We start from the raw sequence: 19,297 nt of genomic DNA, 5'->3' as shown, positions 1-19,297 counted from the left end.
CGCACCATGTGTGGTGCGGAGGTACGGGGGATCATGGACGAGCAGACGCGGCGCACCGGTGTGCCCAGGCGGACGGTGCTGTCGGCACTCGGCGTCGCGGGCGTGACGGCGGCCGGACTCGGGCTGGCGCTCAACGGCTCGGCGCCGCTGGGCGAGGCCCTGCGGCTGGCCGTCGGCATCGCCGGGCCCAAGCCCGCGGGCAAGCGCGCCGTCGTGCGGGTGGAACGCGTGCACTCGGCGGCCAGGGGCCAGGACGTGGACCTGCTCACCATCCTGCCGCCCGGCGCGACGCCGAAGAACCTGCCGATGTCGATCCTGCTGCACGGCCTGCACGGCAACGCCCGGTACGCCGCCGTCGGCGGCATGGTCGAGGTGTTCACCTCCGCCGTCGTCCGCGGCGCCGTGCCCCCGTTCGGGTTCGTGGCGGTCGACGGCGGCGACAACTACTGGCACGAGAACATCCCCGGCGACGACCCGATGGCCATGCTGCTCGAAGAGGTGCCCCGCTGGCTCGCCGAACGCGGCCTCGGCGGCGCCGACGGCCTCCCGTTCGCCTGCACCGGCGTCTCCATGGGCGGCTTCGGCGCCCTGCTCTACGCCCGCCGCCGCGCCGAACGCCGCAGGCCGCTCCAGGCCGTCGCCACGATCGCGCCCGGCCTGCTCACCTCGTGGCCGGAGATGGCGAAGCGCAAGGCGTTCGCCAACGCCGACCAGTGGGCCTCCCTCGACCCGCTCAAGCACCTACCCGAACTGGGCGACACGCCGGTCGGGGTGTGGATCGGCGACCAGGACCGCTTCATCGTCGGCACGCGGCAGTTCATCAAGGCGAAGCACCCGGCGGTTGGCTCGATCGGCCCCGGCGGCCATGACGACCGCTTCTTCCGCCGCGCGGTGCCGGACGTGATCAGGTTCGTGGGGAAACGGGTGCCGAAGTCCGGCGCGTGATGTCCGCCGGATGGGCCCGAAGGGGTCAGCGCGGCGTGAGCGGCGTGCGGTCGCTGCGGACCCACTTCAGGACGGCGGGCCACGGGCCGTAGTCGGTGTCGGGGTTGAGGTGGCCGCCGCCGACGATGACGTCCAGGTCGATCCGGAGCGACTCGGCGAGGAGCTTGGCCTCGGCGAGGGTGAGGTGCGGGTCGCCCTCGCCCGCCACGAGGCGGGTGGAGGCGGCTGCCCTGCGCAGCGCCGCCGGGTCCTGCGGGGGCTGGACGAACGTGGCGATGAGCGGTTCGTCGTGCTGGGGGCGGGGCGGGGCGACGAGGAGGACGCGGTCGACGCGGAGGGCGGGGTCGTCGCAGGTGTCGGCGTGGTGGAGCCACAGCAGGCACGCGAGGGAGTGGGCGACGACGACACGTTCACCCGTACTGGGGGCGGCCATCAGGTGGGTGCGGAGTTCCGCGAGCCACACGTCGAGGGTCGGGCGGTCCGGGTCGGCGAACACGGGCATGTCCACCTGGGCGCCGTGGTGGGCTAGTTCGCCCGCCAGCCAGTTCTGCCAGTGGGCGGGGCCGGAGCCGTTCAGGCCGTGCAGCACGAGGACGTAGGGCAGCGACACGGAAGACCTCCCGGAAAAGCGAGCGGGCGCACCCCGTGACCGGGGTGCGCCCATCCGCTTCGTGTTCTTAAGCCGACTTCTCGCGACGTTCGCGCCTGCTCGGCTGCCGGGCGACGATCGTCGGGTTCACGTTCTCCTTGACCGTCTGCTCCGTGATGACGACCTTGGCGACGTCGGTGCGGCTCGGGATGTCGTACATCACGGGGAGCAGCACCTCCTCCATGATCGCCCGGAGCCCACGGGCACCGGTGCCGCGGAGGATCGCCTGGTCGGCGACGGCCTCCATGGCGGTCTTGGTGAACTCGAGCTCAACGCCGTCCATCTCGAAGAGCTTCTGGTACTGCTTGACCAGCGCGTTCTTCGGTTCGGTGAGGATCTTGACCAGGGACGGCTTGTCCAGGTTCGTGACGCTCGCGACCATCGGGAGACGGCCGATGAACTCCGGGATGAGACCGAACTTGATCAGGTCCTCGGGCATCGAGTCGGCGAAGTAGTCCGCCGCGTCGACCTCGGCCTTGGTGCGCACCTCGGCGCCGAAGCCGAGCCCGCGCTTGCCCACGCGGTCCTGGATGATCTTCTCCAGGCCCGCGAACGCACCCGCCACGATGAACAGCACGTTCGTCGTGTCGATCTGGATGAACTCCTGGTGCGGGTGCTTGCGGCCGCCCTGCGGGGGCACGGAGGCCGTGGTCCCCTCCAGTATTTTCAGCAGCGCCTGCTGGACGCCCTCACCGGACACATCACGGGTGATGGACGGGTTTTCACTCTTCCGGGCGATCTTGTCGACCTCATCGATGTAGATGATGCCGGTCTCGGCGCGCTTGACGTCGTAGTCCGCCGCCTGGATGAGCTTGAGCAGGATGTTCTCGACGTCCTCGCCGACGTAGCCCGCCTCGGTGAGCGCGGTCGCGTCGGCGATGGCGAAGGGAACGTTCAGCATCTTCGCCAGGGTCTGGGCGAGGTAGGTCTTGCCGCACCCCGTCGGCCCGAGCATCAGGATGTTCGACTTCGCCAGCTCGACGCCGTCGTCCCTGCCCTCGCGCCCCCGATCACCCGCCTGGATGCGCTTGTAGTGGTTGTAGACCGCCACCGCGAGAGTCCGCTTCGCCTCGCTCTGACCGATGACGTACTGGTCGAGGAACTCGTGGATCTCAGACGGCTTCGGCAACTCATCGAGCTTGACGTCGCCCGCTTCCGCGAGCTCCTCCTCGATGATCTCGTTGCAGAGGTCGATGCACTCATCGCAGATGTAAACGCCGGGGCCAGCGATGAGTTTCTTCACCTGCTTCTGGCTCTTTCCGCAGAAAGAACACTTCAGCAGGTCGCCGCCGTCACCGATACGCGCCATGACCGCTGACCTCTGTCCCCTCCGGCGCACACCTGATGTGCGGCGCCTGATCGTGTGGCGGAAGCCCGTTGGACACGAGTTCCACCCATTCCTCTCGACGGTACCTGTCCAACCCGTCCGAGCGGGAGGACCAGCGTCCCCCGGACCCGCCGAACCAACCGGTAGGCCCGGTCAGCTCGGCGTGTCGGGCGTCACTTCTTGCCCGAGAGCTTCCGGTAGGGCAGCACGGCGTCGACGATGCCGTACTCCTTGGCCGCGTCGGCCGTCAGGATCTTGTCGCGCTCGACGTCCAGCCGGACCTGCTCCGCGGAGCGGCCGGTGTGGTGCGCCAGCGTGGTCTCCATCAGGCGGCGGACGCGCTGGATCTCGTTGGACTGGATCTCCAGGTCCGACACCTGACCGTAGACGCCCTCGGTGGACGGCTGGTGGATCAGGACGCGGGCGTTGGGCAGCGCGTGCCGCTTGCCGGGGGTGCCCGCGGCGAGCAGGACGGCGGCGGCCGAGGCGGCCTGGCCGAGGCAGTAGGTCTGGATGTCCGGGCGGACGAACTGCATCGTGTCGTAGATCGCCATCAGCGAGGTGAACGAGCCGCCGGGCGAGTTGATGTAGAGCAGGATGTCGCGGTCCGGGTCATCGGACTCGAGGCACAGCAGCTGCGCCATGACGTCGTTCGCCGAGGCGTCGTCGACCTGCACGCCGAGGAAGATGATGCGTTCCTCGAACAGCTTGTTGTAGGGGTTGGACTCCTTGACCCCGTAGCTGGTGCGCTCGACGAACGACGGCAGCACGTACCGGGACTGGGGCGCGTAGGACTGGTCCACTTGATGTCTCCTGGGTTGTGCCGCGGTCAGGCGTTCGAGACGCGGGTGGGGCGGGTGATCACCTTGTCGACGAAGCCGTACTCGACCGCTTCCTGCGCGGTGAACCAGCGGTCGCGGTCGGAGTCGGTGATGATGCGCTCCGGCGTCTGGCCGGTGTGCTCGGCGATGAGCTCCGCCATCTCCCGCTTCGTGCGGGTCAGCATGTCCGACTGGATCGCGATGTCGGCCGCCGTGCCGCCGACGCCCGCGGAGGGCTGGTGCATGAGGACGCGGGCGTGCGGCAGGATCGACCGCTTGCCGGGCGTGCCCGCGGAGAGCAGGAACTGGCCCATGGACGCCGCGAGGCCCATGGCGGTGGTGGCGACGTCCGGCTCGATGAGCTGCATCGTGTCGAAGATGGCCATGCCCGCGGTGACCGAGCCGCCGGGCGAGTTGATGTAGAGGGTGATGTCCTTTTCGGGGTCCTCAGCGGCCAGCAGGAGGAGCTGCGCGGTGATCTGGTTCGCGATTCCCTCTTCGACCTGGGAACCCAACACGATGATCCGCTCTCGGAGCAGCCGCTCGAAAACCGAGTCGTTGAGGTTCATCCCCGCGGACGACCGCATCTCGGGCGTCGGGAAGGAGTGCTGCGTCACGTCTGCCTGCCTTACTCCAGGAGGAACGGGGAGGACTGCTCCGCCGTGGCTTGACTCTGATCCGGTCTGACCGGAATCCCTACAAGTGACCTTAACGAAGGCGGGCGGCGTCGACTTCCCGACACCGCCCGCGTTCGCTCAGGGCTTCACTGCTCGGTGGATTCCTCGGTGGAGTCGTCCGCCTTGGACTCGCCGAACAGCTCGTCCAGGTCGAGCGCGTCACCGGCGGCGTCGGTCACGGTGGCCCCGCGGACCACGGACGCGAGCGCCTTGCCGCGGCGGACGTCGGCGAAGATCGCGCCGAGCTGGCCGGACTGCTGCGCGCGCTTGACGTACTCGTCCGGGCTGATGCCGAACCGCTGCGCCTGGTAGATGATCCGCTCGGTGAGCTCGGCGTCGGTGACGCTGATCTCCTCGGCGTCGGCGATCGAGTCGAGCACCAGCTGCGTCTTCACGGCCTGCTCGGCCGCGGTGCGCACCTCGGTGTCGAACTCCTCCTGCGTCTGGCCCTGCTCGGTCAGCCACTCGGCGAAGCGGGCCTCGTCGTGGTCGAACGAGTGCACGGCGTCGTGCTTGCGCGCGTCGACCTCGCCCTGGACGACGGCCTCGGGCAGCGGGACCTCGACGGTCGCCAGCAGCGCCTCGAGCACCTTGTCGCGGGCCTCGACGCCCTGCTGCATCTTCTTCACGCGGCCCAGCCGGGTGCGCAGGTCGCCCTTCAGCTCGTCCAGCGTGTCGAACTCGCTGGCCAGCTGGGCGAACTCGTCGTCCAGCTCGGGGAGCTGGCGCTCCTTGACGCTGTTGAGCACGACGCTGACCTCGGCCTCGCGGCCGGAGTGCTCGCCCGCGACCAGCGTGGTCGTGAACGTCTTGGTCTCGCCCTCGGACGCGCCGACCAGCGCCTCGTCGATGCCCTCGACGAGCTGGCCGGAGCCGATCTCGTAGGACAGACCGGCGGTCTTGGCCTCTTCGACCTCTTCGCCGTCCACGGTCGCGGACAGGTCGACGACGACGAAGTCGCCCTCGGCCGCCTCGCGCTTGACGCCGGTGAGGGTGCCGAAGCGGGCGCGCAGCTCGTCGAGCTGGGTGTCGACGTCCGACTCCTCGACGGGCTGGTCCTCGACGCTCACGGACAGCTCGCCGAACGCGGGCACGGTGATCTCGGGACGGATGTCGACCTCGGCGCTGAACGCGAGGGAGTCGCCGTCGGCGATGTTCGTGACCTCGAACTCGGGACGGCCGAGGGTGCGCACCTCACCGCTGTTCACGGCTTCCAGGTACTTCGCGGGGATGGCCTCCTGGACGACCTCGTCCAGTACGGCGCCGCGGCCGATGCGGCTCTCCAGGACGCGTGCGGGTGCCTTGCCAGGACGGAAGCCGGGGATGCGCACCTGCTTGGCAAGCTTGCGGTAAGCGCGGTCGAAGTCCGGCTTGAGCTCGTCGAACGGCACCTCGACGTTGATCCGGACCCGCGTCGGGCTCAGGTGCTCGACGGTGCTCTTCAACGTGGTCTCCTCGTAACGAACATGACGTGCGGAACACCCCGGAGCACCACGACAGGTGCCGGGATTCCGGTCGAGTCTAGGCGAGTCGCCCGGTCGGCCGGGCCGCCGGGGGTGAACTGGCCCCCTACCCGGTCGCGCCTCCAGCCCTTACTGTGAGGGGTCTAGACCAATGCGAGGTGGCGGATGGCACTGCGCGCGATCACCGCGGCGTTCACCGGACTGCTCCTGCTGGCGGCGTGCGCGTCCACCGATCCCCTCGCCGATCCGCACGCGGGCCACCACCCGGCCACCTCGACCACCATCTACCCCGCGGGCCCGTTCACCACGTTGGACGAGGTCGTGCGGTGGACGCGGGCCGCCAGCGGCCAGTGCGCCGACGCCAAGGCCGCCACCATGCCCGAGTTCGCCTCCTACCTCGGCGCCGACCGCGCGAGGCTGTACGAGCCGTTCGTCGCCGAGTGGGCGACCTGCTCCGTGCCGCCGTTCAGCAAGGTCGGCCTCGTGCTGTTCAAGCCGGACGGCGTCCGGGCGCTGCAGGAGTCCTGGAAGCGCGGCCTGGCCGACGGGACGCTGACCGAGAACCCGGACTTCGGCTTCGGCGACGGCTTCGCGCTCACGTCCGAGGAGCTGGGCACCGGCGAGCTGGGACTGCGGCACCTGTGGTGCAGGCCGGTCGCGGGCACCGACGCCGAGCAGGAGCCCGCGGGCGTGGACGGGTGCGTGTTCGCGCGGACCGAGGACCACCACTGACGGACGTCCGACGGCCCGGCTCGCGACGCGGAGGAACCGTCCGGTCACGCGCGGCGTCGGACGGTGGTCCGCGGCGCCCGAACGAGGCGTCGGGCCACCAGGAGGGACATCCGGCGCCCGGCGAGGCGGGCGAGGCAGCCCGTGGAACGTCTTTCCTGATGGCGGCGCGTACGAGCGGCGGCACGGGTGCGGCCGCCCGGTCTATTCGGCTCTAGCCGGTTCAGCAGCACATTAGGCCATTCGAGTGGCAATCTCACTTGATGACTCTGCGAAGCCATACAACCGACGCATCGGTTACCTAAGGTTGCCGTCGTAACACGAGTGCCGCAGTCGGAACTCACCGACCGCAACGAGAACCAAGGGGGGTTACGCACAACGAGTGAATAGAGGCCAACCGGAGTAGTGCCTCACCGAAAACTTTCACTTGTTGAGATGACTCCACTCGCCGTAGTCCATTCGTGTGCAGTTCAGGTAGCGTGACGCGCGAGCCTGGGACCACCTTGCTCACCCAAAGAAAGTTGCCGGACGTTCTGGGGGGAACCAGAAACGGACGCAACCGGTAACGGGACGCAAGAAACGAGCGAGACAATGTCATCGAGCTTTTCAACCACCTACCAGACAAGGTGTCGATGACCCGATGAGATCCATTCCGCCGCTGCCCCCGACCGACCGCCGCCCGTTGTCCTCAGGCACCACCCGCGTCTCCCGGCGCGGAGCAGGCCTGGTTCCGACATGGCTCTACCTGTTCCCTCCGGTACCCAGCACGGTCGCCCGGCGATGTTGACGGTTCAACCGATCTGACTGCACACCTACCCGCAGCCAGGTCGACCACCACCAACGCACCGGACACCACGACGCCGTCCTACCCCGGCGTTCGTGGATCACTCTTTTACGCACCGTTGGGGAGCTCCATGGAGACGCGTCAGCTTTTGGCGTTCACAACTGTGGTTCAAACGGGAAGTTTCACGAAGGCCGCCGCCACTCTGAATTGCTCGCAGCCCACGATCACTACCCGTATCAAGGCGCTCGAGGAGACCCTCGGGGTGTCGTTGTTCCGACGACTTCCCCGTGGCATCCAGATGACGTCCGCGGGCGTTGAGCTACTGCCCTTCGCGCGCAACATCATCACCCTTACCGACAAGGCGAGAAAAGCCATCACGATGAACGGCGAGCCTCACGGCAAGCTGGTCATCGGCAGCGCACAGAGTCTGACCGACTACCGGCTGTTACCACTCATCGAGTACATGTGCTGGCGCTATCCGAGCGTCCAGATATCGCTGCACTCGAGGAACACGCAGTCGAACCTGTCGTCGGTCCGGGAAGGACGCCTCGACTGCGCGTTCTTCATCGGCCCGATCGAGCCCCGTGAGGGGTTGGAGTCGACGGTGCTCTGCCCCGAGCCGCTGGTCATGGTCAGCGGGCCGACGCACGCCCTCACCAGGCGGTCGGTGATAACCGAGGACGAACTGCGCGGCAGCACGCTGGTCAGGGCCGAGAACGGCGCCAGCTACTACGAGCAGTTCGAACAGGCGCTGGGACTGCACGACACCGAGTCGAGGTCGCCGGTGCTGGCGCTCGACTCGATCGACGCCGCCAAGCGCGCGGTCGCCTCCGGCCTCGGGATCTCGCTGGTCCCCGAGGTCACGGTCGCCGCGGAGCTGGCCGACGGCAGGTTGCGCAGACTGCCCTGGGTCCCGCCGTTCCGGGTGTACACGCAGTTCGCGTGGCGCCAGGACAACTCGGGCAACCCCTCGGTGACCGCACTGGTCTCCGCGGCGGCCCAGGTCGTCAGCGAACAGGTGGCCACCCCGGCCTGAATTGCGGGACCGTTCTTGGGCCTTCGGGCGCGAAAGCGCTCAAGAACGGTTCCGACGGGGTGCCGACCGCGCCCCCGCCGGTCCGCCGCGTGCGAATTCCGCCGTGGACCGAGCGCTTTCCACCACTTGGGACACGGCCCGACCGACTCCGGTCGGACGACCGACCCACGTGATCCGTGGTTGGCTGGCGGTCATGACGTTCAGCCGGTTGACGCACCTGGACTGCGCCCGCTGCGGTCGGCGCTACGACGCGGACGTGCTCGCGAACCTGTGCGAGTGCGGTTCACCGCTGCTGGCGCGCTACGACCTCGACGCCGTGCGCGCGTCCGTCACCCCCGCCGACCTGGCCGGGCGGCCACCGACGCTGTGGCGCTACCACGAGGTGCTCCCGGTGCGGGATCCCCGGCACGTGGTCACCCTCGGTGAGGGCATGACGCCCCTGCTACCGCTCCCCCGGCTCGGCGAGGCGCTCGGCGTCCCCGGTCTGCTGATGAAGGACGAGGGGCTGGTGCCGACCGGGTCGTTCAAGGCCCGCGGCGCGGCCGTCGGCGTGTCCCGCGCGGCGGAACTGGGCGCGACCGGGATCGCCATGCCGACCAACGGCAACGCGGGCGCGGCGTGGGCGCTGTACGCGGCGCGCGCCGGGCTGCGCAGCGTGATCGCGATGCCGGTGGACGCCCCGGAGATCACCCGCGCCGAGTGCGCGGTCAGCGGCGCGGACCTGTACCTCGTGCGCGGGCTGATCGGCGACGCCGGGAAGATGATCGCCGAGCTGGTGTCCACTTCGGACGGTGGGCTGTTCGACACTTCGACGTTGAAGGAGCCCTACCGCATCGAGGGCAAGAAGACGATGGGCTACGAGATCGCCGAGCAGCTCGGCTGGCGGTGCCCGGACGTGATCCTCTACCCGACCGGCGGCGGTGTCGGGCTGATCGGCATCCACAAGGCGCTGCGGGAGATGGTCGAGCTCGGCTGGATCACCGGGAAGATGCCGCGGCTGGTCGCCGTGCAGGCCACCGGGTGCGCGCCGATCGTCAAGGCGTTCGAGGCGGGCGAGCGGACCGCGGAGCCGTGGCCGGACGCGACGACGATCGCCTTCGGCATCAACGTGCCCAAGGCGCTGGGCGACTTCCTCATCCTGGACGCGTTGTACGACACCGGTGGCACGGCCATCGCCGTCGACGACGAGGCTCTGCTGGCGGCGCAGGAGCTGTGCGCCCGGCTCGAAGGGGCGTTCGTGTGCCCCGAGGGCGCGGCGGCGTTCGCGGCGGTCCGCCTGCTGCGCAAGGAGGGCTGGCTCGGCGAGGGCGAGGAAGTGGTCGTCCTCAACACCGGCGCCGGCATCAAGTACCCGGACACGGTGGGCGTCAAGGTGCCCACCCTCGACATCGGCGACAGCCTGCCGCGATAAGGAGAAGACGATGGTCGCCGTCAACGGGCTGGAGATCGCCCACCGGCAGAGCACGGGCACGGGGAGACCGGTCGTGCTGGTGCACGGGAACTCGTCGTCGTCCAGGACGTGGCAACCGCTGCTGGACGGGCCGTTCGGCAAGCGGTTCCGCTGCCTCGCGCCGGACCTTCCTGGTCACGGCGGGTCGCAGACGCCGGACGGCGGCTACTCGATGGCGACGTTCACCGCCGCCGTCTCCGGGTTCGCCGAGGTGTCGGACGCCCTCGACGCGGTGTTCGTCGGCTGGAGCCTCGGCGGGCACATCGTCATCGAGGCCGAGCCGCGCCTGCCCGACGCCGCGGGTTTCGTCGTCTTCGGCACACCGCCCCTGCCCAACCCGGCCGCGGTGCCCTCGGCGTTCCTGCCGAACCCCGCGATGGCCGTCGGCTTCACCGGCGAGGTCTCGGAGGAGGACGCCGCGGCGTACGCCGGGAGCTTCGTCGCACCCGGTTCGGCGTTGCCGCTGCACGGTTTCGTCGCCGACATCCTGGCCACCGACCCCGCCGCGCGGGAGGGCATCGGCAACGCCATCGGCTCCGGCTCCATCGCCGACGAGGCCGCGATCGTGGCGGGCCTGGAGAAACCACTGGCCGTGCTGCACGGCCGCGGCGAGCAGCTCGTCTCGCTGGACTACCTGCGAGGACTGGACATCCCGACGCTGTGGCGCGGCGAGGTGCAACTGATCGACAACGTCGGCCACGCACCCCAGGAGGAAAACCCCGAAGCCCTAGCCACCCTCCTCACCCAATTCCTCGACGACCTCCCCTAACCCCCGCGAGTCGAACCCCCTAACCCCCGCGAGTCGAACCCCCAGACACCCCGTGTCGAACCTCCAGACACCCCGAGTCCGTCACTCAGGCACCACGCGGCGGGCCGGTGCTGCCCCTCGGGACCAACACCGGCACTTGGTCCTCGACGTCGGCGGGCGGCCCGCCGTCCAGCACGGTCAGCAGCGCCGTCGCCGCGCGCCCGCCGAAGGCGAACGTGTCCCGCGCCAACGCGGTGAGCGGCGGGTGGATCAGCCTGCACAGCGGCGAGTCGTCCCACGCCACCAGCGACACCCCGTCGGGCACCGCCACCCCCAGCTCGGCCGCGACCCCCGCGCCCGCCACCGCCATCACGTCGTTGTCGTAGACGATCGCGGTCGGCGGCGTGGGCCCGGACAGCAGCTCGCGGGTGGCGCTCGCCCCCTGCTCGTCGGTGTAGTCGGTCGCCACGCACTCCGCGGCCGTGATCCCCCACGCGCTCGCGGCCTCGTGGAACGCGGTCGTGCGGCGCTCGGTGTGCAGCAGTCCGGGCAGGCCCGCGACCCGCGCGATCCGCCGGTGCCCCAGCGAGCCGAGGTGCTCGATGATCGACACCATCGCCTTGGCGTCGTCGGCCCACACGCTGGCCAGCCCGCCGTGGTGGCCGGGCCCGCCGATGACGACGGCGGGCAGCCGCAGCTCCTCGACGAGCGCGATCCGCCGGTCGTCCACCCGCAGGTCGACCAGGAACACGCCGTCCACCCGCTGTTCGGAGCACCAGCGCCGGTAGACCTCGATCTCGGCGTCCTGGTCCTCGACGACCTGGAACATCAGGGCGACGGACCTGGTCGACAGCTCGGCCTGGAGGCCGGAGATCAGCTGGAAGAAGAACGACTCGACGCCGAGTGTGCGGGCGGGTCGGGCGAGCACCAGGCCGACCGAGTCCGCACGGGCCGCCGACAGGGCGCGGGCCGCGCTGTTCGGCCGCCACGCCAGCTCCTCGGCCACGGCGAGGATGCGCCGCCGGGTCGCGTCGGACACGCCCGGCCTGCCGTTGAGCGCGAGCGAGACCGCGCCTTTCGAGACGCCCGCGCGGAGCGCGATGTCGCGGATGGTCGGACGTTTCACGCTCACCAACCTGTCCGGAAGTAGACAAGTGAATCGATTGAGGGTAGCTCCAGCTATACCGGTTTAGCTACGGTCCGGAGAACACGGAGGTGCGGTCATGCGGACTACTCGGCGGGTATTCCTGATCGGTCTGGCGGCGGCGACCCTGGCGGGCTGCGGGCTGTCCGGCACGAACGAGCAGGGAGGTGCGGTCGCAGGCGAGGTCAAGGGCGAGATCACCTTCCAGACGTGGGCGCTCAAACCCAAGTACACGCAGTACGTCGAGGGTGTCATAGCCGCCTTCCAGCAGGAACACGCCGGGACGATGGTCAAGTGGATCGACCAGCCCGCCGACGGCTACCTGACCAAGGTACTGGCCGACGCCTCCGCCGGGTCCCTTCCGGACGTGATCAACGTGCCGCCGGATCTCAGCTTTCCGCTCGCCAAGGCGGGCCAGCTCGTGAACCTGGACGAGGCGGCGGCCGATGCCAAGAAGGACTACCTCGACAACGCGTGGGCCGCTTACGCCATTCCGGGTAAAGCCGGTACGTACGGTTTTCCGTGGTACCTGAACACCGGTCCTGTTTTCTACAACAAAGCGCTGTTCCAGCAGGCCGGGTTGAATCCGGACAGTCCTCCGACGACGTTCGCCGAACTCGAGGCGGCCGCGCTGACCATGGCCCAGAAGACCGACCGCCAGGTCGCGATGCTCGGCCAGACACCGTCCATCGCGGACTTCGGGCTCTACGGCGTCGAGATGATGAACGCCGACGGCACGAAGTTCACGTTCAACTCCGCCAAGGGCGTCGAACTGGTCGACATGTACAAGCGGATGTACGACGCGGGCGGGCTGGTCGCGGAGGCGCTGACCCAGAACTACACCGGGTCCGGGGCGAAGTTCATGGCGCAGCAGACCGCCCTGACCCCCGGCTCGGCCTACGACCTCGGCAAGTTCAAGACCGACGCGCCGTCGTTGTACGCGAACATCGGCATCACCAAGCCGATCACCAACACCGGCAAGGCCAACATGTTCGTGCACGGCGTCTCGGTGCCGACCTCCAGCAAGAACAAGCCGACCGCGCTGGCGTTCGGCCGGTTCGTGACGAACGCGGCGAACCAGCTGGCGTTCTCCAAGGTCGCGACGATCTTCCCCAGCAGCCGGGACGGGATGGAGGACCCGTACTTCACCACCGAGGACGGGACCGACGAGGCCAGGGTGCGGGTGGCCGCGGCCAAGCAGCTCGGCGACTCGATCAACTACACGCCGGTGCAGTTCAGCCAGCAGATGCAGGACTCGCTGCGGCAGAACCTCGCGGACGCGATGCTGGGCAAGAAGTCCGCGCAGCAGGCGCTCGACGACACGGTCGCCGAATGCGATCGCCTGCTCGGGTGAGCCGCTGGTACACGCCGTGGCTGTTCCTGCTGCCGGGACTGGCCGTCGTCGTCACGTTCAGCCTGGTGCCGTTCGTGAACATGATCGTGCTGGCGTTCACGAACGCCACCGCGCTCGGCGGCGGGCAGTTCACCGGACTCGCGAACTTCCGGCGGATGCTGGACGACCCGAAGTTCTGGGTGGCGCTGCGCAACAGCTCGCTGTACCTGGTGTGCATCGTGCCGCCGCTGGTGGTGCTGCCGCTGCTGATCGCGTTGCTGGTGCGGAAGAAGCTGCCCGGCATCACGTTCTTCCGCACCGCGTTCTTCACCCCGGTGATCGCCTCGGCGGTGGTCGTCGGGCTGATCTGGACGTGGCTGCTCGACAGCCAGGGCCTGGTCAACAACGTCCTGCGCGCCCTGGGCTGGGTGAGCAGGCCGGTGCCGTTCCTGACCGACGAGTGGCTGCTGCTGTTCAGCGCGATGCTCGTGACGGTCTGGAAGGGCCTCGGCTACTACATGATCATCTACCTGGCCGCGCTCGGGAACGTGCCGGGCGACCTGCACGAGGCCGCCCAGGTCGACGGCGCCGGACCGGTCAGGAGGTTCTTCGCCGTCACGGTTCCCGCGCTGCGGCCGACGATGGTGCTGGTGGCCGCGCTGTCGGCGGTGAACGGGTTCCGGGTGTTCTCGGAGATCTACCTGCTTTCCGGCGGATCCGGCGGGCCCGGCGGCGCGGACACGTCGCTGGTGATGCTGATCCAGCAGACCGGCACGGGCCTGACCGGCAACGTCGGCTACGCGTCGGCGTTGAGCCTGGTGTTGTTCGTGATCACGCTGGGGCTGCTGCTGGTCACGTTGCGGCTCAACCGGCGGGAGGAGGCGCTGTGAGGCGGATCGGCAGGTACGCGCTGCTGCTGTTCGTGCTGGCGATCACCATCGGCCCGTTCCTGTGGCAGCTGTCGACCTCGCTCAAGGGCGCGGGCGAGGACGTGTACGCGCCGGACTTCGTGCCCTCCCAACCGACTCTGGCCAACTACGCGGGCGTGGCCGACGCCGTCCCGGTGTGGACGTTCGTGCTGAACTCGCTGTTCGTGGCCGTGATCAACGTGGTCGCCAACTGCGTCGGCGCGTCGATGGCCGGCTACGCGTTGGCACGCCTCAAGTTCCGCGGTCGAAGGTTGGCCGCGCTGGTGTTCGCCTCGGGCATCCTGGTGCCGTTCGAGGTCATCCTCATCTCGCTGTTCCTGGTCATGCGGTCGTTCGGGCTGACCAACACGCTGACCGGCGTGGTGCTGCCCGGCGCCATTGCCGCGCTGAACGTCCTGCTGATGCGCAACGCCTTCCTCGCCCTGCAACCGGAGGTGGAGGAGGCCGCGGTCATCGACGGCGCGAACGCGTGGCAGCGGTTCGTCCGGATCGCGGTGCCGTCGGCGCGCGGCACGATCCTGGTGGTCGCGCTGTTCTCGTTCATGTTCAGCTGGGACGACTTCCTGTGGCCGCTGGTGGTGCTCAGCGACCCGGACAAGTACACGCTGACCATCGGGCTGGCCTACCTCCAGGGCACGTTCTTCCAGAACCAGCGGCTGGTCGCGGCGGGCACGATCATCGCCGTCGCACCGCTGATCGTGCTGTTCATCAGCCTGCAGAAGCACTTCTTCCGCGGGGTCGGCGAAGGTGCCATCAAGGGCTAGGGAGGAACGCCTTGCTGCGATTCGGTGTCAACTACACCCCGTCCGACGGCTGGTTCCACCACTGGCTGGACTTCGACCTCGACGCCGTGCGGGCGGACTTCGCCTCCATCGCGGGCCTCGGCTTGGACCACGTGCGGGTGTTCCCGCTGTGGCCGGTGTTCCAGCCCAACCGCGGACTCGTGCGGCCGAAGGCGGTGGAGCAACTGGTGTCGATGGTCGACGCCGCCGCGGAGTTCGGCCTCGACGTGCAGGTGGACGCGTTGCAGGGCCACCTGTCGAGCTTCGACTTCTACCCGTCGTGGGTGCAGACCTGGCACCGCCGCAACGTGTTCACCGACCCGGACGTCGTCGCCGGGCAGGCGTTCTACCTGCGGACGCTGCTGGAGGCGTTGCGGGACAGGCCGAACTTCCTCGGCCTGACGCTGGGCAACGAGACCAACCTGCTGGCCGAGTCGAACCCGCTCACCTCCGACGAGGCCGCCGCGTGGCTGGACGAACTGCTGCTCGTGTGCGCCGCGGTCGCGCCGGACCAGCCGCACGTGCACTCGGAGTACGACGCCGTCTGGTACGAGGACGACCATCCTTTCCTGCCCGTGCACGCCGCGCGCAAGGGCGCGATGATGACCGTGCACTCGTGGGTGTTCAACGGGACCGCGCAGCGCTACGGGCCGTTGAGCGCGGAGAGCCTGCACCACGCCGAGTACCTGGTGGAACTGGCGAAGGCGTGGGGCGCGCCCGACCGGCCGGTGTGGCTCCAGGAGATCGGGGCGGCGCAGCCGGAGATCAGCGCCGAACAGGCGCCGGAGTTCGCCGAACGGACGTTGGCGAACGTGCTGACGTGCACGAACCTGTGGGGCGTCACGTGGTGGTGCTCGCACGACGTGGACCGCGCGCTGGTCGACTTCCCCGAACGCGAGTACGAGCTGGGGCTGCTGACGACCGGGCGGAAGGTGAAGCCGCTCGGCGAGACCGTGGCGCGGATCGTGGCGGCGGCGCGGGACACCCCGCCGTCCCCGGTGGCGCGGATGACGTCGGTGAAATTGACTGGGGAGCGTTCGTCGTGGGGGCCCGGTGGCGCCTTCTTCGACGAGTGGATGGGCCTCGCCCGCGACGGCGTGCGAGCTTCGATCGAAGTGGGGTAACGGGTGCACGACGAACGCGCGCTACTGGAAGAGCGGCTGAACCGGACCCTGCGGGAACGGATCCGGCCCGCGCTCTACGGCGACTCCACGCCGGTCGAGCTGTCGGTGTGGCACGCGCCCGGCGAACCCGTGCCGGTGGCCGAGGCGCTGGCCGCGGGCTACGAACCCGCCGGCGTCGGCGACGCGTGGGGGCCGCCGTGGAGCACCAGCTGGTTCCGGCTGGCCGCGGAGGTGCCGACGGAGTGGGAGGGCAGGCAGGTCGAGGTCGTGGTGGACCTCGGGTTCACCCACCCCGGCCCCGGTTTCCAGGCGGAGGGGTTGGCGTACAACGCCTCCGGTGAGCCGGTGAAGGGCATCGAGCCGCGCAACACCCATCTGCCGGTGTCGGGTCCGGCGGTCCTGTACTACCTGGAGGCCGCGGGCAACCCGACGATCCTGGACTTCGAGCCGTTCGCGCCGACCCCGTTGGGGGACAAGGAGACCGCGGGCACCGAACCGCTCTACCGGATCCTGCGCGCCGACCTCGCGGTGTTCGAACCCGAGGTGTGGCACCTGATCACGGAGCTGCAGGTGTTGCAGGGACTGATGAAGGAGCTGCCCCAGCACGAGCCGCGGCGGCACCGGATCCTGCACGCCATCGACCGCTCCCTGGACCTGCTGGACACCCAGGACGTGGCGGGCAGTGCCGCTTCGGCGAGGTCAGCGCTGGCGGAGGTGCTGTCGCGGCGGGCGAACGCGAGCGCGCACCGGGTGTCCGCGGTCGGGCACGCGCACATCGACTCCGCGTGGCTGTGGCCGTTGCGGGAGACCGTGCGCAAGTGCGCGCGGACGTTCAGCAACGTCACCGCGCTGATGGACGACTACCCGGAGTTCGTCTTCGCCTGCTCGCAGGCGCAGCAGTACGCGTGGATGAAGGAGCACCACCCGGCGGTGTTCGAGCGGATCGCCACGAAGGTCGCCGCGGGCCAGTTCATCCCGGTCGGCGGCATGTGGGTCGAGTCGGACACGAACATGCCCGGCGGCGAGGCGATGGCCCGGCAACTGGTGCACGGCAAGCGGTTCTTCCTCGACGAGTTCGGCGTCGAGACCGAGGAGGTGTGGCTGCCGGACTCGTTCGGCTACAGCGCGGCGCTCCCGCAGCTGATCAAGCTGTCGGGGTCCAAGTGGTTCCTGACGCAGAAGCTGTCCTGGAACCAGATCAACAAGTTCCCGCACTCCACGTTCTGGTGGGAGGGCATCGACGGCAGCCGGGTGTTCACCCACTTCCCACCCGTGGACACCTACAACTCCTCGCTGTCCGGCGAGGAACTGGCCCGTGCAAGCAGGCAGTTCGCCGAGCACGCCGTCGCGACCCGGTCGCTGGTGCCGTTCGGGTACGGCGACGGCGGTGGCGGGCCGACGCGGGAGATGCTGGAGACGGCCAAGCGCGTGGCGGACCTGGAGGGTTCGCCGACCGTGACGATCGAGACGCCCGCCGCGTTCTTCCAGGGGGCGCAGGACGAGTACCCGAACGCGCCGGTGTGGGCGGGTGAGCTGTACCTGGAGAAGCACCGCGCCACCTACACCACGCAGGCGCGCACCAAGCAGGGCAACCGGCGCAGCGAGCACCTGCTGCGCGAGGCGGAGTTGTGGGCGACGGCGGCTTTTTTGGACACCGGCGTCGACTACCCGTACGAGGCGTTGGACCGGTTGTGGAAAACCGTGCTGCTGCACCAGTTCCACGACATCCTGCCCGGCAGCTCGATCGCCTGGGTGCACCGCGAGGCCGAGGCGACCTACGCACGGGTTGCTGGTGAACTAGGCGGGATCATCGACGGTTCCGTGGCGGCGTTGGCCGGCGAAGGCACGAACGACCTGGTGTTCGACGCCGTGTCGGCGACCGCGCGCAGGGTGCCGGTCGCGGCCTCGGTCGCGCCGGTCGACGGCGTGCTGGACAACGGCCTGGTGCGGATCACCGTGTCCCCCAGCGGCCTGCTGACCTCGGTGTACGACATCGCGGCACGACGGGAGATCCTGCCGCCCGGCGCCGTCGGCAACCTGCCGCAGGTGCACGCCGACACGCCGAACCAGTGGGACGCCTGGGACATCGATCCCTTCTACCGCAACAACCGCGTCGACCTGGTCGACGGTGAGGTGACCGCGCTGCCGGACGGACTGCTGGTGCGGCGCTCGTTCGGCAAGTCGACGATCACCCAGACGTTGCGGCTGGCCGAGGGCGCGAGGCAGTTGGACATCGACACCGAGGTCGACTGGCAGGAGGTCGAGAAGCTGCTCAAGCTCGCGTTCCCGCTGGACGTGCGGGCCGAGGTGTCGACGGCGGAGACCCAGTTCGGGCACCTGCACCGGCCCATCCACGTGAACACCTCCTGGGAGGCGGCCAAGTTCGAGATCTGCGCGCACCGCTGGCTGCATGTCGGCGAGCCCGGCTACGGCGTGGCGCTGGCCAACGACTCCACCTACGGCCACGACGTGACCCGCACGACCCGTGACGACGGCGGCACCACGACAACGGTCCGCCTCTCCCTGCTCCGCGCTCCCCGCTTCCCCGACCCGCACACGGACCAGGGCACGCACCGCTTCCGCCACGCCCTCGTCATCGGCGCAGGTATCGCCGAGGCGGTCGCGGCCGGGTACCGGATCAACCTCCCCCAGCGCGTCGTGCGGGGTGCGCGCGAGGTGGAGCCACTGGTGTCCGTCGACAACCCGGCGGTGGTGATCGAGGCCGTCAAGCTCGCCGACGACCGATCGGGCGACGTCGTCGTCCGGCTCTACGAATCCCTCGGCGGCCGAGCCCGCACGACGCTGCGCACCTCGTTCCCGAGTCAGGCCGTCATCGAAACCGACCTGCTCGAACGCCCCCTGGCCGACTCCTCGGCCGACCTGGAGCTGCGCCCCTTCCAGGTGCTCACCCTGCGATTCACCCGGCCCGGCGGTGAATCGACGCACTAGCCCTTCGTGGTCGCGCGTCCCCCACCCCGATCGGCGGGGGATGCGCACCGCAGGCCACTCGGTCGGCCTGCACAAAAAAGCCCCTGACCACCGTCATGGCTGGTCAGGGGCAACCGTCGGGGCGACAGGATTTGAACCTGCGACCCCCCGCTCCCAAAGCGGGTGCGCTACCAAGCTGCGCCACGCCCCGGTCCCCTGTAGCTTAGCGCGACACGCTAAGCTGTTTCCGCGCCCTCCCCCAGAGCGCGATGCGGGTGTAGCTCAATGGTAGAGCCCCAGCCTTCCAAGCTGGTCATGCCGGTTCGATCCCGGTCACCCGCTCCAAAGCAAAAGCCCAGGTCACACAGTGTCTGCTGTGGACCTGGGCTTTTGCTTTGGGCAGGCTTGAGCCCCGCCGTGCCAGATTC

The 19,297-nt window shown here is 69.3% G+C and carries 16 protein-coding genes, 2 tRNA genes and 1 pseudogene; 12 read left to right on the top strand and 7 right to left on the bottom strand.

The features are described from left to right. Positions 1-33: 33 nt before the first annotated feature. Complete coding sequence (locus RM788_RS34505; protein ID WP_315922954.1) at positions 34-945, top strand: alpha/beta hydrolase; 912 nt, start codon at positions 34-36, stop codon at positions 943-945. Between the two features lie 25 nt (positions 946-970). Here the strand turns inward: RM788_RS34505 and RM788_RS34500 are convergent, their stop codons facing one another. The 5 genes from RM788_RS34500 to tig all read right to left on the bottom strand — a co-directional run bounded on the left by RM788_RS34500 (position 971) and on the right by tig (position 5,864). Beyond that, positions 971-1,555, bottom strand: a complete 585-nt coding sequence (locus RM788_RS34500) for an RBBP9/YdeN family alpha/beta hydrolase (protein ID WP_315922952.1) — start codon at positions 1,553-1,555, stop codon at positions 971-973. 67 nt (positions 1,556-1,622) lie between these two features. Next, on the bottom strand, positions 1,623-2,903 hold the full coding sequence (gene clpX, locus RM788_RS34495) for an ATP-dependent Clp protease ATP-binding subunit ClpX (protein ID WP_106192775.1): 1,281 nt from the start codon (positions 2,901-2,903) through the stop codon (positions 1,623-1,625). A 191-nt stretch (positions 2,904-3,094) separates the two neighbouring features. Next, a complete protein-coding gene (locus RM788_RS34490) occupies positions 3,095-3,724 on the bottom strand; it encodes an ATP-dependent Clp protease proteolytic subunit (RefSeq protein WP_315922949.1) in 630 nt (209 codons plus the stop codon). Between the two features lie 26 nt (positions 3,725-3,750). Then, entirely contained in the window at positions 3,751-4,359 is a 609-nt protein-coding gene (locus RM788_RS34485; protein ID WP_315922947.1) for a ClpP family protease, read from the bottom strand. Between the two features lie 146 nt (positions 4,360-4,505). Beyond that, positions 4,506-5,864: a trigger factor gene (gene tig, locus RM788_RS34480; RefSeq protein ID WP_315922945.1), complete on the bottom strand. Its 1,359-nt coding sequence runs from the start codon at positions 5,862-5,864 to the stop codon at positions 4,506-4,508. Between the two features lie 183 nt (positions 5,865-6,047). Between tig and RM788_RS34475 the strand changes: the two genes are divergently transcribed. The 5 genes and pseudogenes from RM788_RS34475 (at position 6,048) to RM788_RS34455 (ending at position 10,650) form a co-directional block, all read left to right on the top strand. Next, on the top strand, positions 6,048-6,614 hold the full coding sequence (locus RM788_RS34475; RefSeq protein ID WP_315922943.1) for a hypothetical protein: 567 nt from the start codon (positions 6,048-6,050) through the stop codon (positions 6,612-6,614). A gap of 911 nt (positions 6,615-7,525) precedes the next feature. Then, a pseudogene (locus RM788_RS34470) lies at positions 7,526-7,696 on the top strand (LysR family transcriptional regulator); the annotation flags it as partial. A 78-nt stretch (positions 7,697-7,774) separates the two neighbouring features. Next, a complete protein-coding gene (locus RM788_RS34465) occupies positions 7,775-8,431 on the top strand; it encodes a LysR family transcriptional regulator substrate-binding protein (protein ID WP_245887206.1) in 657 nt (218 codons plus the stop codon). 193 nt (positions 8,432-8,624) lie between these two features. Next, entirely contained in the window at positions 8,625-9,842 is a 1,218-nt protein-coding gene (locus RM788_RS34460; protein WP_315922941.1) for a threonine synthase, read from the top strand. A gap of 10 nt (positions 9,843-9,852) precedes the next feature. Further along, on the top strand, positions 9,853-10,650 hold the full coding sequence (locus tag RM788_RS34455; protein ID WP_315922939.1) for an alpha/beta fold hydrolase: 798 nt from the start codon (positions 9,853-9,855) through the stop codon (positions 10,648-10,650). Between the two features lie 85 nt (positions 10,651-10,735). Here the strand turns inward: RM788_RS34455 and RM788_RS34450 are convergent, their stop codons facing one another. Then, on the bottom strand, positions 10,736-11,755 hold the full coding sequence (locus RM788_RS34450; protein ID WP_315922937.1) for a LacI family DNA-binding transcriptional regulator: 1,020 nt from the start codon (positions 11,753-11,755) through the stop codon (positions 10,736-10,738). A 97-nt stretch (positions 11,756-11,852) separates the two neighbouring features. Here RM788_RS34450 and RM788_RS34445 point away from each other — a divergent pair, with 97 nt between their 5' ends. From RM788_RS34445 to RM788_RS34425, 5 genes are read left to right on the top strand one after another with little or no spacing between them, the layout of a single operon-like run. Next, positions 11,853-13,127 (top strand): ABC transporter substrate-binding protein, encoded by a 1,275-nt coding sequence (locus RM788_RS34445; RefSeq protein WP_315922935.1) that lies wholly within the window; start codon positions 11,853-11,855, stop codon positions 13,125-13,127. Beyond that, complete coding sequence (locus tag RM788_RS34440) at positions 13,106-13,996, top strand: carbohydrate ABC transporter permease (RefSeq protein WP_315922933.1); 891 nt, start codon at positions 13,106-13,108, stop codon at positions 13,994-13,996. The genes RM788_RS34445 and RM788_RS34440 overlap by 22 nt, the downstream gene beginning before the upstream one ends. Then, the gene (locus RM788_RS34435; RefSeq protein WP_315922931.1) at positions 13,993-14,799 is read left to right on the top strand and encodes a carbohydrate ABC transporter permease; all 807 of its coding nucleotides are present in this window, start codon (positions 13,993-13,995) and stop codon (positions 14,797-14,799) included. The genes RM788_RS34440 and RM788_RS34435 overlap by 4 nt, the downstream gene beginning before the upstream one ends. Before the next feature lie 11 nt (positions 14,800-14,810). Next, positions 14,811-15,941, top strand: a complete 1,131-nt coding sequence (locus RM788_RS34430) for a glycoside hydrolase 5 family protein (RefSeq protein ID WP_315922929.1) — start codon at positions 14,811-14,813, stop codon at positions 15,939-15,941. A gap of 3 nt (positions 15,942-15,944) precedes the next feature. Next, positions 15,945-18,890, top strand: coding sequence for an alpha-mannosidase (locus tag RM788_RS34425; RefSeq protein ID WP_315922927.1), 2,946 nt, complete (start codon positions 15,945-15,947; stop codon positions 18,888-18,890). Positions 18,891-19,006: 116 nt separating this feature from the next. Here RM788_RS34425 and RM788_RS34420 read toward each other — a convergent pair. After that, positions 19,007-19,080 (bottom strand) — tRNA-Pro (locus tag RM788_RS34420). A gap of 60 nt (positions 19,081-19,140) precedes the next feature. Here RM788_RS34420 and RM788_RS34415 point away from each other — a divergent pair. Next, positions 19,141-19,214 (top strand) — tRNA-Gly (locus RM788_RS34415). The last annotated feature ends 83 nt before the right edge of the window (positions 19,215-19,297 follow it).

Origin of the sequence: Umezawaea sp. Da 62-37 (assembly GCF_032460545.1) — a bacterium.
In the GTDB taxonomy this organism is placed as follows: Bacteria; Actinomycetota; Actinomycetes; order Mycobacteriales; family Pseudonocardiaceae; genus Umezawaea.
This window is presented reverse-complemented; position numbering and strand designations above follow the sequence as displayed.